At 42.4% G+C, this 16,790-nt stretch carries 15 protein-coding genes; all 15 read right to left on the reverse strand.

The annotated features are described in order from the left end of the window. Window positions 1-880 (reverse strand): hypothetical protein (locus tag HMPREF3179_RS03495; protein WP_210398751.1); only part of this gene is annotated, 880 nt, incomplete at its 3' end. Further along, window positions 861-4,475 (reverse strand): TipJ family phage tail tip protein, encoded by a 3,615-nt coding sequence (locus tag HMPREF3179_RS03500; RefSeq protein WP_070469738.1) that lies wholly within the window; start codon window positions 4,473-4,475, stop codon window positions 861-863. The genes HMPREF3179_RS03500 and HMPREF3179_RS03495, both read right to left, overlap by 20 nt. Before the next feature lie 34 nt (window positions 4,476-4,509). Further along, window positions 4,510-5,112 (reverse strand): tail assembly protein, encoded by a 603-nt coding sequence (locus HMPREF3179_RS03505; protein WP_070469739.1) that lies wholly within the window; start codon window positions 5,110-5,112, stop codon window positions 4,510-4,512. Beyond that, complete coding sequence (locus HMPREF3179_RS03510; protein WP_070469740.1) at window positions 5,105-5,857, reverse strand: C40 family peptidase; 753 nt, start codon at window positions 5,855-5,857, stop codon at window positions 5,105-5,107. Before HMPREF3179_RS03510 ends, HMPREF3179_RS03505 begins: the two co-directional genes overlap by 8 nt. A 1-nt stretch (window position 5,858) precedes the next feature. Further along, the gene (locus HMPREF3179_RS03515; protein ID WP_070469741.1) at window positions 5,859-6,560 is read right to left on the reverse strand and encodes a phage minor tail protein L; all 702 of its coding nucleotides are present in this window, start codon (window positions 6,558-6,560) and stop codon (window positions 5,859-5,861) included. 92 nt (window positions 6,561-6,652) lie between these two features. Beyond that, window positions 6,653-6,988, reverse strand: a complete 336-nt coding sequence (locus HMPREF3179_RS03520) for a phage tail protein (RefSeq protein ID WP_048769184.1) — start codon at window positions 6,986-6,988, stop codon at window positions 6,653-6,655. Then, window positions 6,988-7,317 carry a phage tail protein gene (locus HMPREF3179_RS03525; RefSeq protein WP_048769181.1) on the reverse strand — a complete coding sequence of 110 codons (330 nt, stop codon included), beginning with the start codon at window positions 7,315-7,317 and terminating at the stop codon, window positions 6,988-6,990. Before HMPREF3179_RS03525 ends, HMPREF3179_RS03520 begins: the two co-directional genes overlap by 1 nt. After that, entirely contained in the window at window positions 7,317-12,377 is a 5,061-nt protein-coding gene (locus HMPREF3179_RS03530; protein ID WP_070469742.1) for a phage tail tape measure protein, read from the reverse strand. The genes HMPREF3179_RS03525 and HMPREF3179_RS03530 overlap by 1 nt, the downstream gene beginning before the upstream one ends. A gap of 359 nt (window positions 12,378-12,736) precedes the next feature. After that, complete coding sequence (locus tag HMPREF3179_RS03540; protein ID WP_070469744.1) at window positions 12,737-13,135, reverse strand: hypothetical protein; 399 nt, start codon at window positions 13,133-13,135, stop codon at window positions 12,737-12,739. A 42-nt stretch (window positions 13,136-13,177) separates the two neighbouring features. Beyond that, window positions 13,178-14,101, reverse strand: coding sequence for a phage tail tube protein (locus HMPREF3179_RS03545; protein WP_070469745.1), 924 nt, complete (start codon window positions 14,099-14,101; stop codon window positions 13,178-13,180). Window positions 14,102-14,191: 90 nt separating this feature from the next. Continuing rightward, a complete protein-coding gene (locus HMPREF3179_RS03550) occupies window positions 14,192-14,638 on the reverse strand; it encodes a hypothetical protein (RefSeq protein WP_048769170.1) in 447 nt (148 codons plus the stop codon). Then, the gene (locus tag HMPREF3179_RS03555; RefSeq protein ID WP_048769168.1) at window positions 14,639-15,157 is read right to left on the reverse strand and encodes a hypothetical protein; all 519 of its coding nucleotides are present in this window, start codon (window positions 15,155-15,157) and stop codon (window positions 14,639-14,641) included. Window position 15,158: 1 nt separating this feature from the next. Beyond that, on the reverse strand, window positions 15,159-15,983 hold the full coding sequence (locus tag HMPREF3179_RS03560) for a hypothetical protein (protein ID WP_048769166.1): 825 nt from the start codon (window positions 15,981-15,983) through the stop codon (window positions 15,159-15,161). Then, a complete protein-coding gene (locus HMPREF3179_RS03565; RefSeq protein ID WP_048769163.1) occupies window positions 15,984-16,475 on the reverse strand; it encodes a hypothetical protein in 492 nt (163 codons plus the stop codon). Continuing rightward, the gene (locus HMPREF3179_RS03570; protein WP_048769161.1) at window positions 16,476-16,763 is read right to left on the reverse strand and encodes a hypothetical protein; all 288 of its coding nucleotides are present in this window, start codon (window positions 16,761-16,763) and stop codon (window positions 16,476-16,478) included. Between the last annotated feature and the right edge of the window lie 27 nt (window positions 16,764-16,790).

Genomic DNA, 16,790 nt, shown 5'->3' on the forward strand with positions numbered 1-16,790 from the left:
CCACAACAAAGTTTGAGTTGAATGTGGCTGAATACGTTCCTTTAATATGTAGGTTGTCTACGTCAAATGGGCCCACGAATTTGCCTCCAATATAAAACTCGTAATATGAGTAGTTGTATCTTCCTGTTGAAAAGGTGTATTCAAATAGGTAATTACCAGGAGGAAAGGTAATACTCCATGATTGATTATTTGTCCTAGTTACATTCAAAACAGCTAATGTTGACACCGCACCATTAGCAATCTTAATCCTATCAACCTGTAAATCACCAATCTTCGCACTCGATATGGCAGCATTAGCAATCTTTGCACTAGTAATCGCTGCGTTACCGATCTTTGCTTCCGTAATCGCACCATTAGCAATCATGGCGTTTGTTATAGCTGCATTAGCAATCTTACCGGATGTGGCTGTGATCGTGTTAGCAGCAAGTCTGTCTGCTGTGATTGTATTTGCTTGAATCCTGTTACCATGAATGGTATTAGCAATTAACCTATTCCCATGAAGCGTATTTGCAATCACACGGTCACCATTCAGAGTGTTTGCAGCGATTCGGTCACCATGAATTGAGTTAGCAGTCATGTGTTGGGTTTTGATTGATCCATCGACGATGAGTGAGGAGTCCATCATGCGAATACATCTGGGATTGGTAAAAAACAACGCTGAACCTGTATTGTCGGAGGCAGGGGAATAGTAATAAAAATAAATACTCATCCTTGCTGCTCCGGAAGGAACAACTACTTTACCTTCTCTAGTAACCCATTTATAAGGAAGAGAAGTGATCGGCACACCTCCAATTGCAGTATATCTCCTTAAATTGTTGTTGTCTTTGTCAAAGAAGTACACGTAAACATAAAAGGCTGATTCAGGGTTTTCCTGTTCCACCTCTGGTAAGATCCACGGAAAAATAATATGTTTCTCCTGCTTTGACAGGAATCTCCTTTGCATCAGATTTTGTGTAGCTACGGCTAAAGGCAAACATACCTGTTGCTTGTTCCTTTGCTTCAGCAGAGTGTACAAGATATGCGACGAATTGAGAAGGGGAATTAATTGCTCTGGTGTCTGACGGAGGCACAACATCTTTTACCTTGACAATCTGAACATTTCCAGTCCACACACTCCAATCAGTAAAGTCACCCATTGAGAAATCGCTGTTAGGTATTAAATTGTGCCCTCTAATCGTCATCTTCTCTGATGTAATCGCACCAGCAGAAATCTGGTCAGCGCCCACTGCGCCTGCTGCGATTTTGCCGACAGTAACGCTGTTTGCCGCCAATTCGTTTGCTGTCACACTGTTAGCTACAAGCTTATCGCCCGTTAAAGATCGAGCCTTAACGTGCCCTGCATCGATAGCATTTGCAGCGATGTGGTTAGCCCCCACTGCGTTCGCAGCAATTTGATTAGCTTGCACCTGTCCAGTCAGCTTCGTCGTCGGGATAGCAGGAACCTGACTTAATTCCAAGGTGCCGTCAATCTTATCAGCAGGTAAGCTGTCGATATCGCCCACTTCTTGGATTACAGGCTTCCACACGCCACCAATATAGCGGTAGAGTTTACCTGTGCTCGCATGTATCGCTTGGTCGTTTTCTTTGGCGTCAGTTGGAAGTTTGTCAACCACCACTGGTGGCTTAATACTATCCGCAAACTTTGTGATAGTAAACGCCCCGTCCTTAATCATATCCTCAGCGATTGATTGAGGATCAAGCTTTAAGACAAGTGGTCTAACCTTGTAAGACGGGCTAATGTTTAAGCTATCTTTACCAAACGTATCGTACCCAGCTGCCCAAATATAGTAGTCTTTTTGCTCTAAGGGTTTGCCTTTATAAAGCTCAAAGAAAATCTGGTTAAAGTCAGCGTCATTTGTCGCATTACTTTCGTTTGGCTTGAAGTTTGGATCATCACTAATCCAATACAAATAACCAGCGAAATCGGATTCTGAAGGTTTAATACAGTTAAAGACAATGGAGCGAGTATTAGGCAATACCTCAATCCCTTGTAAAGGTCCAATTTGAGGATTACTTACAGCAAGACTTGCCCAATCCGACTTGGCACTAAAAGGACCATTTGCCATGACTTCAACCGTAACGTGTCGCCACGGTCCTCCGTCGTCTTTCATGTCCGCCGCACTATAGTCATAACGCAACGTATTACCTACAACCACGGTACGTCTAACAACACCAAGTGATGACAATCTAACGGTGTAACTGGTAGCCCCTCTAACTGCATTCCAAACAACTTTTAACCAACTTGATGTGTAAGCACCTTCAAGTCGCAAGCCTGTTGGGGTGCTGAGTGCAAACTCAACACCAGTGACACTTTTAGTCAAAGTTGACGTTGTTGATCTTAACCCTTGAATATTAACCGCTGTTACTTCAACGGTGTATGTGCCAAACTTAAAGTTAGGTATTTCAAGGGACGTTCCTACAACAAATTGTTTTACCCACACTCCATCGTCAACACGGTAACGTACTTCGTGCCTTGCAACCTCACTAGACCAAGTAATTTCACCAACAACAATTGATGCTTGACCCTCGATGCCTTGCGCTGAGGCTCTGATATCAAGTTCTGAGGGGGATTTAGGGGTCGCTCCATGAACACCCCAGTTTACGGTTGGTCTAGGGTCAATGCGAGTCTTTGACTCAATCGCATCATATTTAGACGGTTCATGCTGTGTTGCTCGGATCTCGTATTGCAAGTCTCCTTTATCAACCACAGAAAGAACACGGTACAATGGCAACTTAATGTTTGTTTCAATCGCCCACTGACCTTCTTGTTGTGGGGGTACTGAAAACGCCCGTCCAACGGTAAGGGTACGTTCATTAATGTTTGAAATCGTTCTTTCTTCAGTTACTCCACTAGGAAGTGTAACAAGTAGTTTGTGTCCAACACGTACGGAAGGGTTAAGGTCTCTATCCACAGTAACCGTAGTACGTGAACTAGAAGCAATTCGACCAGACACTTTTTCCATATTGGACTTACTAGGGTCTTGAATTGCACAAATACTGCCGGGGATTACCTTTAAAGCTTCCAATCCAACCGTAAACGTAACTACCTGTGTTTCAAGGTTTGACGTTAATAACGCCCATCGTCCAGCTCTCTGTGCTTGACCTTGAGATGTACAGCCAAAGGCATTGAATTCGGTGGGTACGTAACCATATCGCAACATAGCTTTACGGTCTTCCACGTACTCGTACTTTTGACGGTACATGTCATCAGGATCGTTCCAACCAACTACCGCCACAGAATAACGATTACTTCTTGGTGTTCCCTCATAAATAAATTTTCCGTCAACGACGTTGGAAGGAGAGAAAATGTAAGGGGATTCGATGGAAGGGCGATCGGACGCAGCGAATACAGAACCAGCGGCATAGTACACCATACCTCTAAACACGGACGCAATGTTTTGAAGTAACTCATAGGCTTGCGTTCTATTTTGAATGTACGTGTTAATAGTAAACCGAGGCTCTGTACCTCCTTTACCATTTGGCACCATTTGGTCGCAATGCCTTGCAATTTGGTAAAGCCCCCACTTGTCAAGTTGAGGTTCTTTGATTCTTTGTCCTAGACCATAAAGAGGATGGGTGGCTAAGGCGTAGAAAATCCACGCTGGGTTATCCGTCCAATCAATTTTAAATGACCCGTCCCAAGCACCAGAATAAATCCTTGTATAAGGATTATAGTTACTAGGTATTTTTACTTTAATCCCGTAAATCTCATACCCACGTTTAGGTATTGAGGGGAATTGTTCAGCAAGAACGTGGATACCTACAAGGGCACTGTTAGGGTAGGATAGGTTAGCGTCAATAACTTCTGTAATAGCATCAACATAAAACTTGTCTTGAATATTAGTAGTTGTTGCGTCCTTACTCAAGCGGTTAATGCGAACCGTCCAAGATTTTTCGTTCCTTGGTAAACTAATCTCAATTGAGCGAGAATATTTAGCCGAAGTCTTTCCCTTAAAGGAATCACTGTGAACAACACGGAAAAGCCCATCGTCCGTCTTTAACTCAATATTAAAAGGAATTGAGTGTCCATTAATGTCGCCGTTTGATTTATTGGTGTTCATCAATGCAGGCGTAGACACTCTGACAACTAAAGAAGTTAGGTCTTCATTTGTAAAAGTTCTAACAACAGGTTGTCCGTACTTAACTTGCAAGTTAAGTGTAATTTCGTTCTCAGAGGCAGGGAAATCTTTGATCGGTTCTTGGGCTTGCGTCCCAAGTCGTGTGGAAACAGTTACGTCTTCAAAGTTAAATGACCCGTCTTTGTTTTGTAAAGGCGTTTCGTCCAAATAAATGGACTTCAAGCCATTAACTAACCCTTTAATTTCTCCTTCAGAAATTAAATCAATAATTCGGGCATATTCTTCACTAAAAAGAGTATCCTTAGCTTCTCTTGGCGTTCTTGACTTGGATTTGCTTTTTCCGCCGTAACCTTCAATAGCTTGAACTTTGTTAAGGTTTTTATTATTGTTGTTCATTTAACCCTGCACTTCTTAAACTTCAAACAGTTATTTACTTATTGGCTAATTGAGCAGCACGTATGGAAGCTGAAATAACCGCAGACCCACACATTACTTTACCGATTGCTAATGGAACGATCCCTCCATTAGCTGTTGTATTGACAGGACCGTTGAATGATTTATTAGGTGACACCGCTTGCTCGTCAATATCAAGTTTTGGTTGAGGGGCAAGCATTTGGGCAATACCACCTAAAAGTAGGGAAGCCCCCATCATAAATAACGTACCATTAGCAGCAAACCCAAGTACTGTGAAAGCCCCAGCCCCAGGAACAATAAAGGAAGCGGCAATTAACACCACACCTAAAATCACACTAAAGATCCCACCCCTCTTAGAACCAAGAATGACAGGTGCAATGCGAATATCTTCATCACCGACAGGGTTCTCTAAGTCGTCTTTTTCAAGGTTTTGCTTGCCAACAAACGTCGCAAATCCAATACCTTTTTCCTCACTATCCCTCAAGTCTTCAAAAAAACCTTCAAGCTGGGTGCATAATGCACGAATAGCTTCCGCTGTATTGTCCACATATAGTTGATGAACTCGACCATACTTAGAACCCAAGTACCCGTAAAGACGCACTGTACGTAATTTACTCATCTATAAAATCCTTATATCTCACGACAAACCGTGTGGCATATTGCCATGAGCCCCCATACACAGCTTTAGTGGACGGTTGAGCTGCCATGTGATGGAGCATTAAGTTATCCCCTAGATAAATGGCGGCGTGGTTTGGACCTGCGGAAGAACATATTTCCATAATGATTACATCATGCTCTTTAAGGGATCCATCAGTAACTTTGACAAATCCAGCTTCTTCAAAATGGTCTTCGTACATGCTACTTGCGTTAGGGTCTTCCCACCAATTGTCCTTGCGCTCAAAATCCATGATTTCAATGCCAAGCTTTTGACGGTAATAATCTCGAATAAGAGAATAACAATCTAATACACCATGGTGAAAAATACGTCCTTCAAGGGGGGCTTCGTAGCCTTCAGGTAAAAATTGAAAGGGATCTAAAACAACCATTTCCCCTGTCACATTGTCTTTGTAAAGACCTACAATAACCCAAGGAAGCTGTGTACCTTCACATAGAACCCGATCCGCTTCACTAGGTTTAGACGTTGCCTCTGGGTGACTATGAAATATAGCCATCACTTGATATTTTTCTTCAACTTCAGCGTACGCTTCAGGGCAAATTCTAAAATGTTCTTCAGGGTTTTCTGATGTATTTTCAAGGGGAATGTAAAGCTCTTTGCGACCGTCCTTGACAATAAGTCCGCAAGCTTCCTTCGGGTAAGCTTCTAATGCGTGTTGCTTGATATCCTCAATTGTTTTTTTACGCATATTAAGTCCTCACTAGGGAAGCCGCAGGAAATCCTCCGTAGGGCAAGTTGGCTTTAAGCCCGTGCTTTAATCTGCAAGTGGATAATTTGCCATCGCAAGTGTCTTGATTAGGGTTAGAGATTCGTTCACCTCGTTCATTAGTAAATACAGAACCTGTATACCCACAATAAGGTCCTCGGTAACCGCCAATCATCACCCAAGAACAAAGATTTGAAGTTACTTGTCGCTGTGGAAGAAAAACCCCGTCTAAGTCAAGGGTTGTACGCAAAGACAATTCAATCGCTTGATGGTCCTCTCCTTTCTTTTGATAAACATAATAAATCTCGGGTCTAAACTGCTCTGTAGGATCGGCATGAGGGTTACCGTTTGGAAAGTTTTTAGCGTCCAAAAACTTTCCAAGGGTTTTATATCTGGTAACTTTAGCTCCTACAAGGTCATCAAGAAATGCTAGGAGAGGGGAGAGAGACTGGTCTAAGTTAGCCACGGAAAGTGTAGGAGTGGGTTGTTGACCCTCTCCTGACAAACCAAAACCCTCTGCTTGAATCGGCCACGCTCTATACTCTTTACCTTGCCACCAAATAGACTTAGTTGACAAATAACCGTGGAAACGTAAGATCTCGCCACCAATACCAGTAGCGTCTAATTCGTATAGTTCAATTTCTGCGCCCGGTTCAAGAAGTTGAGCCTGAGAGTTAATTGTCATTTTTATTATTCTTATTATTAATGAATACTCGTAGTATACCCTCAATCAAAAAAATTGTCAATTAAGCTATCAAAGGCAATTATTGATTATTTCTAAGGAACAAACACTTGCTCAAGTACAAGTGATAACTTGGCAGTAACAGGAGAATGAAAGTTAAGTGTGGATTCTATGCATCTGAAATAAAGATCTTCGCCTACGGGGGTTCTCCACCTAAAACGGCGACTTCCAAGGTGGCTTAGAACAAAGTTTTGAGCCTCTTTTACTTTGGAAATCCGCCCAGAGACTGTAATATTCCATCGTTGAGAGACGGCATTAATGCCTGTTTGAATAGTTACTTTAGCTGTTTTGTCAGAAAAACTTTGGCTTAAGTCATTATAAGCGAATTCAACCTCTGGGTTAAAATCAATCACCGTTTGAAAAGTTTGCATTAAACCTCCTCCGTAAATGTAGCTTCTAGGACATAAATGCCTCCTTCGTCAGGACCAGTTAAACGTACATTATCTACAGTTACCTTTAGTGTCTCCCCAAAAGGGTTAACCCAGTAAAAAGGTTTAACCCCTCGGTGATCATTAAAAAACCTCAACGCTTGATGAGTCCTAGCTTTGGTATCAGTCATGGATATATTCCATGATTGCTGTGTTGGTTTTAATCCCAGCTCTGCAACTTGAGAGTATCCGTCTCCAAATTTCACACTGCTGGTTGCAAACAGCAAGGATTGAGAAGCTCCAACGTCCACAATTTCTTCGAAGTAATCCATTATCGCTCCTGAATAGCTCGTCTAATCAACCCACCTTGTCCAATCTCTTTTACGATAATAGCTTTGGTCTGGTTGGTAATCATATCCCCCAGTTGTTTGTACATGGCGTCACCACTTCCTGTTGATGTTTCACTTGTTACCGAGCCATCGCTGTTAACAACGACGTTCGTAACAACGGACACGTTGTTGACACTTGCGCCTCCATCTGGTGCCCCAGTTGGAATTGCTCTAATACCCAAGTCGCCACCGGGCATTCGAGTTAGGGGCATGATGGCTTCTGGTCCTGCTTCCCCAAACATTGCCATTGGTGCTACATGTGAACGTCTTGCAATGGAGTTTGTAAAAACACCTCCACTAGCAAACCTTGTTAATCTTGATCCTCCATCGAAAGCACCTCCTTTAGCGAAGTTAATAGGTAAACTACCTAGGCTTGAACCTCCCCAGCCACCTTGAAAACCTCCACCTCCGCCTCCGCTTCCAAACACCATGCCAATAATAGAGTGTAAGATTCGGTTAGCAGCAATCTTAAACGCCATCTTTGACAACTCTGCAAGCGTGTTTGCAGTAAATTGCTTGATGTTCATCTCGCCTGTTGCTACAAAATTAGCTAAGGAATCAACCGCTCTATCCCAGTGGCTAATCATGGCATCAGTAACGGTGTACCATGTTTTGTCCATATCAGTTTGTAACTTTGAATGTTCTTCTCTCAATCTTGAAAGTGCGCCCGACTGCTTTGTGTACTCGTTATCAGCAAATTGAGCGGCAAGAGCGGAAGCCTTCACTTTATGTGATTCAACTAAGTCGATGTTTTCCTTAAGGCTTAATATCTGAGCCTTAGCATCTTCCACTTGAGTTTTTGTATAATCTGAAGATCCTCCTGCACCTTCTCTTACAACAGCCTCAAGTTCTTCAATTTTGGTTTGACGATCTTTAATTAATTTGTTGTACTCATCTTCAATTCTATTTCTGTACTCAAGTACATAAATATCCTTTTCAGACATGTATTTCTTGCTAACATCGTCAAGAAGTTTTGATTGATGCTCAAGGGTTTGACGATAAGCAGAGCCAAGGTGGGCATCAGTCTTGAGTCGCATATCGTTAGCTGAGCGAACGATGCGGTCATACGATCTTTCATCTTGCGTGGGTTTGTATCGTGGAGTTCTTGCTCCCTTACCAGAACCCCCACCACCTCCTTTAGTGTTTCCAAAGTCCACCGTTTCTTTCAAGGAGTTCTCATATAATCGAGCTTCTTCAAGTAATACTTCATCTCGTCGCTGTGCTTCTTCGGTTGCTTTTTTAATTCTACTAGCGGCTTCTGTATCACCCGATTTAATGGCGTTGTCAAGGGCTAGAGAAAAAGACATGTACTTGGCGTTTAAAGTCTCAGTTGTATTGCGATAAACAGATTCTTTAGCCGCCATTTTCTCTAGGCGTTTGGCTTCCTCAACCTTTCCATGATTTCTTAAAGCTTCAGCTTTAGCACTTGAAGATCTCGCTTGGTTGGCAAGGGATTCAAAACCGCCTACAACAGAGGAAGATGCTCGACGAAGTGCGGCTGCCTCATTACGTGCCATCACCTGAGCAATTTGTTGTTCAATGGCTAGAATTTGATTTGCTTTAGAGGCTCTTAAGTCGTTTAATTGATCTTGATACTCTAACGCTATATTTTGTCCGTGAATTACTTCTTCTGTTTGCTGACCCGTTTCTTTGAAGAACTTCTGCTTTTCATTATTAGCAGTTATCCCAGTATTAATACCTGCTAGCGTATCAATCAATCGGTTAGATATTTCATCTTGAGTGCCAACAATTTGTACCGCTTCTTGATATTTATCATTGTTGCTGTCAATGAAACTGCCAAGGTTCTTTTGAGCTTCCTCAATCGCCTCAACTTCAAACTTAAGTTGTGTGAGAGTTTCAAGTTGATTTAACTGTGCTTGTTCTTCTTGCAAGAACGAAGCCGTGTTTGATTCTGATAGATATCTGTTGCGCTCTTTTAGACGCTCAATTAAGTCCTCAACAAACGCATTTTGATTCTCTAGTGCTCTAGTACTTTCGTCAGTCTTAGAACCAAAGGTCTCCATTGCCCAAGACACGCCCATGTAACCAAGAGACAACAACGAAACAACAGGTAATAAACGACTAGCAGCACCTACCACTAAGCCCAACCCTTTACTTGCTGTTTGAGCAGAAGAAGCAACAGCCGCAGTGGCAGCAGATAACATTCCAACATTAGCTGCCGTTTGTTTTGAAGAATTTTTACCTACTCCTCCGTCCAATCCTCGTTTGGCACTAGGGAATCTATCAGCCAAAGCAGAAGAACGTTGAGCATTTGTCTCAGCGATAATGCTAGCCGTATTTCGATTGCGAGCCGCCGCTTCTAACATTTTGTTCTCTCGCAGTTCGATAGACTTTCTATTTCGCTGTTCTTCTATTGCAAGTCCTGCCTTGGATACAGCGTTAGCGGCATTCTGTAAAGAGGATAACGCTGTTACGGTAAGCTTTAGTGAACCCCATGCAATGATGGCGTTTCTGATGAGTGTTTTATTGTCCATCAAAGTCGTTGCAAGTGACGCAAAAGACCTTGTGATTAACTCAATTGTTGAAATAAATCCTTCGGATCGGACTAGTTTTGTTAGCTCACTGATGACTGCGTTTACATCTTTTTGAACACCTGCGAACGCCTTAGCAAAAGACTGCTGCAAGGTAGACTGGAAAATGTTAATTCTACCTTCGGTCGTATTTAAAAGCTTGGCACTAGCTTCTTCAAGGAATCCAATGGAACCCTCCATCTCCTTGATCATGTCCACGTAAGCGTCTAAGTCATCAAGGATTGGACGAATAGCCCGTCCGCCTCGCTCTCCGAAAATAGCTTCAAGGGCTTCGTTTCTTGATTGTTCAGTTAACCCAGCCAAGCGCAAATCTAACTCTTGCAGAATTTGCGTCAGACCCTTCATGTTACCTTCTGTATCATAAGCAGATAACCCAAGCGTCTTCATCGCCTTAGCTCCTCTGGCAATCGGCGTATAAAGCTCTTTCAACATATTACGGTAGGACGTACCAGCCATCGAACCTGTAATATTACGTTTTGCCATAACAGCAAGGGCGGCGGAGGCTTCTTCTACTGAGATGCCGTATTGTGCAGCGGCGGTTGAAGCTTGCCGCATTGACTGGCTAATCTGCTCTACGGACGTATTAGATGATGCCGCTGCTTTAGCAAATACATCACCCACTTTAGATGCTTCTTGCGCAGATAAACCAAAGGCGGAGATTGTACCTGTCATCGCAATCGCTGCTTCTGTCATGCCAAGTTCACCAAGCGTAGACAACTGCATGGTAGCCTGTAAGGCTTCAAGGGATTGCTTTGATGTGAATCCTGCTTGTGCTAAGGCTTGTAATGCTTCCGCTGCCTCTAAAGGCGTTTTCATAGACCCCATCACCGCTGGCATGATTTGGTCTACTTTAATAGGTGCATTACCTAAAGCCTCAACAAACTTCAAACGATACTCAAGGTCTTTACCAACGTTAAATGTACTTCTAGCGATTGACCCGATAGCCGCACCAGTCAACAACGGAGCTAATGCGCCATAAGTCATCCACAATTGGTTCAAGGCACCTGACAAACCTCTGACAAATCCGTGAGCATCATTAGAAAGCGTGCCAAACTTTCGCATTCCTTCAGAAGCTCTGTTGGAGGCTGCGTTTGTGTTTTCTAAAGCTCTATATAGGTCTTGAATCGCTCTAGGTGTTTGACTATCTATGAAAGCTTGTGAACCTACTGCACGAGCAATTAAGGAGGAGCGAACCCCTCGGTTAGCCATCTCGTGAGCTTCTTGTATTTTTCTGAGCTTTCCTTCAGGCGTTAAAAGATCATACCGAGCGTTTTTCGTTGCTTGAGAAACTCGGGTGTCAGCAATCCTTTTATCTGTTTGATTGCGCTTTATTCTTGCTCGTTCAAGCTCTTTTTCATACGCTAAGTAAGCTCTGGTACGTTCTTTTCTTAGTTGTATTTCTTCCTTTAAAAGATTGTTCCGATGACGATCTTGAAGACTTGCTAGATGCTCTCGGCTAAGGCTTTTAGCCATTGCTTTTTCACGAGAGGCAAGCACTCTCTGCTCGTCCTTAGCAAGCTGTGAATCTCTTGAAGCTTTTCTTAGATTTGCAACATTTTGAGCTGTATTATCTACAACTGCTTGACTACCGAAACGTCTAGCTAAAGAAGCTCTGCTTTGACCTTGAGAGCGTCGATACTCAACTTCCTCCAATATTTTTAACTGTGCGTCAGCGTCGGCTCGGATAAAACGTAAGTTTTTATCACGATTTGCTTCTCTACGTTTTTGACGCTTTACTTCTTGTCTTTCAAGGAAGTCTTGAGTTTTAAATACGTCTTTGATTCGCTCTCTATTTCTCAAGCGTTCAGCTTGTGCTAGTCGTTCTTGATCTTTTAGGAGCTGTTTATTTGAAGCTTCAGATTGCTTAACTTTAAGACTTTCAAGACGAAGCATCTCCTCAAACGCATGTTTAGAATCAGCTCTCGCTTGTTTTGCTCTTAAGTTGGCAAGTGTTTTGTCGTCTTTTAAGCGTTGCTTGTTGCTTTGAACAGCTTGTTTCAAGCGTTCTTGCTGAATCTTCTGATTAAATACCTCTTGCTCTTTGGCTCTAATAACCTCTTGGACTGAAGCGTCTTTCAGTACACTGTTCCACGTATTGAGGAACTTCTTCCCATTAGTTGCGCTACCGTCTAATAGTTCTTTAGTTCCAAGACTCACTCCATTTAAGCTTCGGTTAAACCGAACAATGACGTTTTTAGCTTTATCTGCTGCTTTCCCAATGTGATTAATTGAAGATGTAGCACTATCTACGTGCTTGGTGACTGCACCCAACTGAATAAATGAGGAGGCAGCTTTGTCAATGGATTGCGTGGTTTTAGATACGCCAAGAGCCGCATTTAATGTAGCGGCTTCTTTTTGTAGAGAACTAAGAGCAGCTTTTAACGTATTAACGTTTTCTACTGCCTGTTTTGTTTGCACCTGAAAAATTAAGGTGCTTCCTGCATCTGCCATAGGTGACCTTATTATTTATTTGTTCTTGGTCTTTCTACTTTGCCTATCTGAGTACCATTTCATGTGTACCCCGTCCATGGCTTGTATAAACCTGAGCCACCTAAGCTGTGCTTGACCTTGTGGTACACCTAATATCCTCAAGTAGGCTTCTATCTCCGTTATCTGTAACGGAAGTATGCTTGAATCTGTAAATTGTCTTGCTCTACTAAGCGAGTTAAACGCTTGAAAGTAGGGGGTTAACTCGGCTCTTAGTTTTGGTCGAGAAGCAAGACGTGGGTTAGGTTTCCCTGTTTGCTTCTCTAATGCTATCATGGCAGGGACTGTGTCCCCCCAAGTCAGTTCCCAACTAAGAACCTCAGTTAGTTTTTTTCTTGTTCGTCCTCAAGCTTTAACTTATAAGCTTCAGCTTTACTCGCTTCCTCGCTAATAAAGTCTCGGAAATCTCGCATAGCAGGATCAGATAATAGCTTATAGGCGTTCTCGTGAGAATACTGCAACTCTTTACCTTTAAAGCCAACTTTGCCCTCCCAACCTAACAAGATTGTCTTAGACATAATGCGAGCTAACTCGTTATTAAATAGCTGAGGATCGTCCTCTAGTTTATCGTCCTTGTGGCGGTTTAATAACTCAACAACTTGCTTATTGTATTCAGTGTTATTAATACGGGCAATCAAAAACTTAACACCCATAAAGTCAACCCAACGTCCGTTTACTTCTGCGTCTAGGTTTACAGCAAATTCTTTAAATAAATCTAACATATATCCTCTCGTAAAGCCCTAGCTTACTAAGGCTTGCCATATTTAAGCGTTGGTACGTTTAATCGTAATTGCCTTTTTAGTTACAGGGTCAACTAAAGCACTAAAACTAATACTTAATGCAACGTCATTGTCAAGTCCCTCAGCGTTAACTGAAGACTCTGTGATTTTGATATGAGGTAGGGTGAACTCATACTTATTTCCTGCGGCATCAGCTACTGTCCAAGATAATGAGAATGCCTCATTCTTGATGTACTTGTCATAAACCGTACCATCAGAGAAGTAAACGCTTAAATCCCCCGTGATGTTGAATTTACCCGGTTGAATAGAACAAGCTCCTAAGTGTCCAAGACCTTTACGGGCACGTACACCACTCTCAACATTTAAAGTGATAGAGCTAATTCCACAAGGGTATTCTTGACCTGCAACTGTCAAGTTGGCAAAGTTGGCTGCGGAGTTCATTACCTCAGTCATTGGAACCTCAGCGGCCGCAGGGACAGTAGTTGTTTCAGTGCGTTTTGCGTCTTTTCCTAAGAACCCAAAAGAACCAGTTAAAAGCGAGTCAATAGCAAACTCAAGGTTCATACTACTAACTGCCATTCCTGTATAGGTAATGTATTGTTTAATATCCGTAAACCCTTGCTCAATTGTAAAGGTTTTAACGTTTAAACCTGTGGTCAACTCGTTGGTCTTCCATTCGCCACCTAAAGCGGCTGCCATTAAGTCGTCAAACGTTCCGTAAGACAATTCAAACTGAACGTCTCCAGAGGCTTCAGCTCCCACTTGAATTAAGTCTGCGGTTAAACGGTCAGCCCGAATCTCTTGAGATTCTTCTGTTTGCAGGGAAAAGTTAAGGGATTCTCCTGTGAATCGTAAATCTTTAGAAGAACCTGCGGAAGGAATTACCCCAAAGGTTTCTTCTTCAATTACTCGCAAGCGTGCGAGATTACTAGATGCTGTAGCGGTCATTTGTTTGCCCTTTATTATGGTTATAGTTTAGGCTTATTATTTGACAAATTATATTTAATGTGTCAATTTTATCCTATTTTAAAGTGGTTATCAAGGTGTTTCGTCTGAGTGATTCATAGCAATTGGCATTCCATCGAAATAGAAAGGAACAATTAAGGTTTCAATATGCCAACCTCTATCTTTATCACTTCGTCCCGGACTAGGGATTGTTGTTTTCAGCGATTTAAATACTTTAGCTTTTAGTGCTTGCTTTACGAAATCTCGCATGGTAAGCAACTTAAGTGTTCCTGTACCTGCTTTACCAGCAAAGTAAAACTGTACAAACCCTGATGTTCTGTCAATTGGTTTTTCACCAAGCGTCATCTGCTTTGAAGTTACCATCTGTATTTCGTAAGAAACAAAATAAGATAGTTGGTCAAGGTTTGGGGTAGGACCGTTCTCATGGTAAATAGAAACATCTTTAAATGGGGAATTCTTCCACAAAGCCACAATGGCTTTCACAAGCTCGTTTCTTGCATCTACATCACCAAATACCATTTACAACCTCTCCGCTATTAACTGTTGAACTTGCACTTTCCCAATATGACCATACAACGATCCAATATAAATCATTGCTGATGCCACAGGCATACCCAAGTTTCCTTCACGAAAGTTAATAGACCCTTCTTCAATCCAAACAGCGTAGTCATTACCTGCATTTGTTGCAGAGTTAGAAACATAAAATGTATCGCCAAGCTTATACCCTCTATCTCGACCTTTATTATTCTGTTTGGCGTAGTTGATAGCTGGTTTATCGCCCATAATAAACCAATCATCGGGGCTTGCACCTTCAGGCAATAACTTTAGGTTCTTAAAAGTATAATTAACCGCATTGATACTAAACTGCCAGTTAGCTGCGAAATCCCCTGAACGCTGTGCAGATCGCTCAAGAATTTGATTAAACCCTGTTACAGCTAACCCTCTAGCGACCTCAGTCGCCTCAAGCTCGGATTCCTTAATCCACTTGTTCATCTCATGTTCAAACTTACGCAAGTTTGCTGCTTTTAGTTTAATCATGTTACGCTCTCCGCAAGTGGTGGAAATAAACCCCTTCTCGTTGCTGTACGTGATTAACCCTCCATCGAACATTAGACAGCGTCAATACAGTGCCCGTCTCAAGTTGGGTTAAGGTCGCTCCTTGTATATCTCCACGCTCAAAGTTAGGAGTAGCAAGACTTAAATAGTCAAAGTGAGATTGCCAACGCAACTTAAACACTTTTATAGGTTTATCTGTAGTCTGCATCGTCTCAGTAATAGGGTCATAAACCTCATCTGAAACAACCCCAACTTCTAATGCGCCTTTATCAAGTTCTTCACATATTGACACTTGGTGTCCGGCGGTGGAGGGGTAGACCTCTGTCACGATGTATTGTTTTGACGAGAAAGTAAACACATCGCCAACCTCGACAGGCTCAGAACGTGATGTAAATACCTGCATTTGGTTGAACTTTTCACTGCTAATCTCAACTTGCGACGTTGTCTTAATCCAAACTCTTGCCGCAAAGATGCCAACTCCCTCAGCGTCTTCAAGATGTTCCTTGATGCTTCGATAGTCAACTTCTTCTTCCGCTTGATGTAAGACGTATTTCTCACGGTGAACTCTACCTTGGAACAAGTCTTTGTTAAGAAAACCTACGAGCCAATGGTCGCCCTCAAAAGTAATCACCCCACGAGAAGGCATAGGTGACCCTACATCAACCTCGAATATACGCCTCTGAACGGTAAGACCGTCTCGCTTTGAATCGTCCCAAACGTCCAACTGACCATACCCCATAAGATCACCTGTGTAGGCGCAATAATAGGGGGTATTGTTAAAGTACTTAACGACGTTTGAAAGCTTCATTTACTCTCCTGTCACAGGGTCGTAAGAGGGGCTTGAAACAAAAAGGATTGACCGAGTGCTAATTATTTTTGATTCAGATTGTAATTCATCAAGTACCGCAAGCAAGCGACTTCTTGCTAACTTATACTGAGAATCAATCCCCTCAATAACCTCTTTAAAAGGCTCGCCAGAAAACCTTGTCAACGAAGATTTTCCGTCTGAAATAATCCGTGGAGCAAACATCGGTAATGCATTAGCAAGTTGTTTGGCAACACTGTAAGTGGCAAATGCTTTTGTTAGGTTCACAACACGCCTCTCAAGCGGTGTAACATCTTCTGGTTGTTTGCTTTTAATCACCTTAAACGTGCTATCAAGGGTTGGATTTAGTTCATGCAAATCAGACTCCAACCCAGTGATAAACACATCTAATTCAATTGTTGAGTTGTTGATTTCATCTTCTTCAACACCCAAGACAGCTCGAATATCTTCGTGGGTTGTGTAGTCTGTCAACATTTACTTCACCAATTCAATCTTTCCAGCGGCAATTTGTCGCTTTAGCCAGTCCGTATTAGCTGCAAGGTTTAAGCGGCCTGTGATCCACTGATCACCTTCAGGGTCATACATGTTTCCGCCTGAAGTGGTTTGAACTTTAACTGCATCAGATAAGTCGTAATTCTTCTTTTCTTGAGCTGCTTTGGCTTTGTGTTCTTCGTCAGTTGGAACATCTCGGATCTGATCCAAAGAAACGCCTTCTACTAAACCATCTTTAGCTTTAGTTGCTGTTTTACGTGCTTGTGTCATTTGGTACTCCTTAACGAGGCTTCCGAA

It is taken from the genome of Oligella sp. HMSC09E12 (assembly GCF_001808505.1).
Taxonomy (GTDB): domain Bacteria; phylum Pseudomonadota; class Gammaproteobacteria; order Burkholderiales; family Burkholderiaceae_B; genus Oligella; species Oligella urethralis.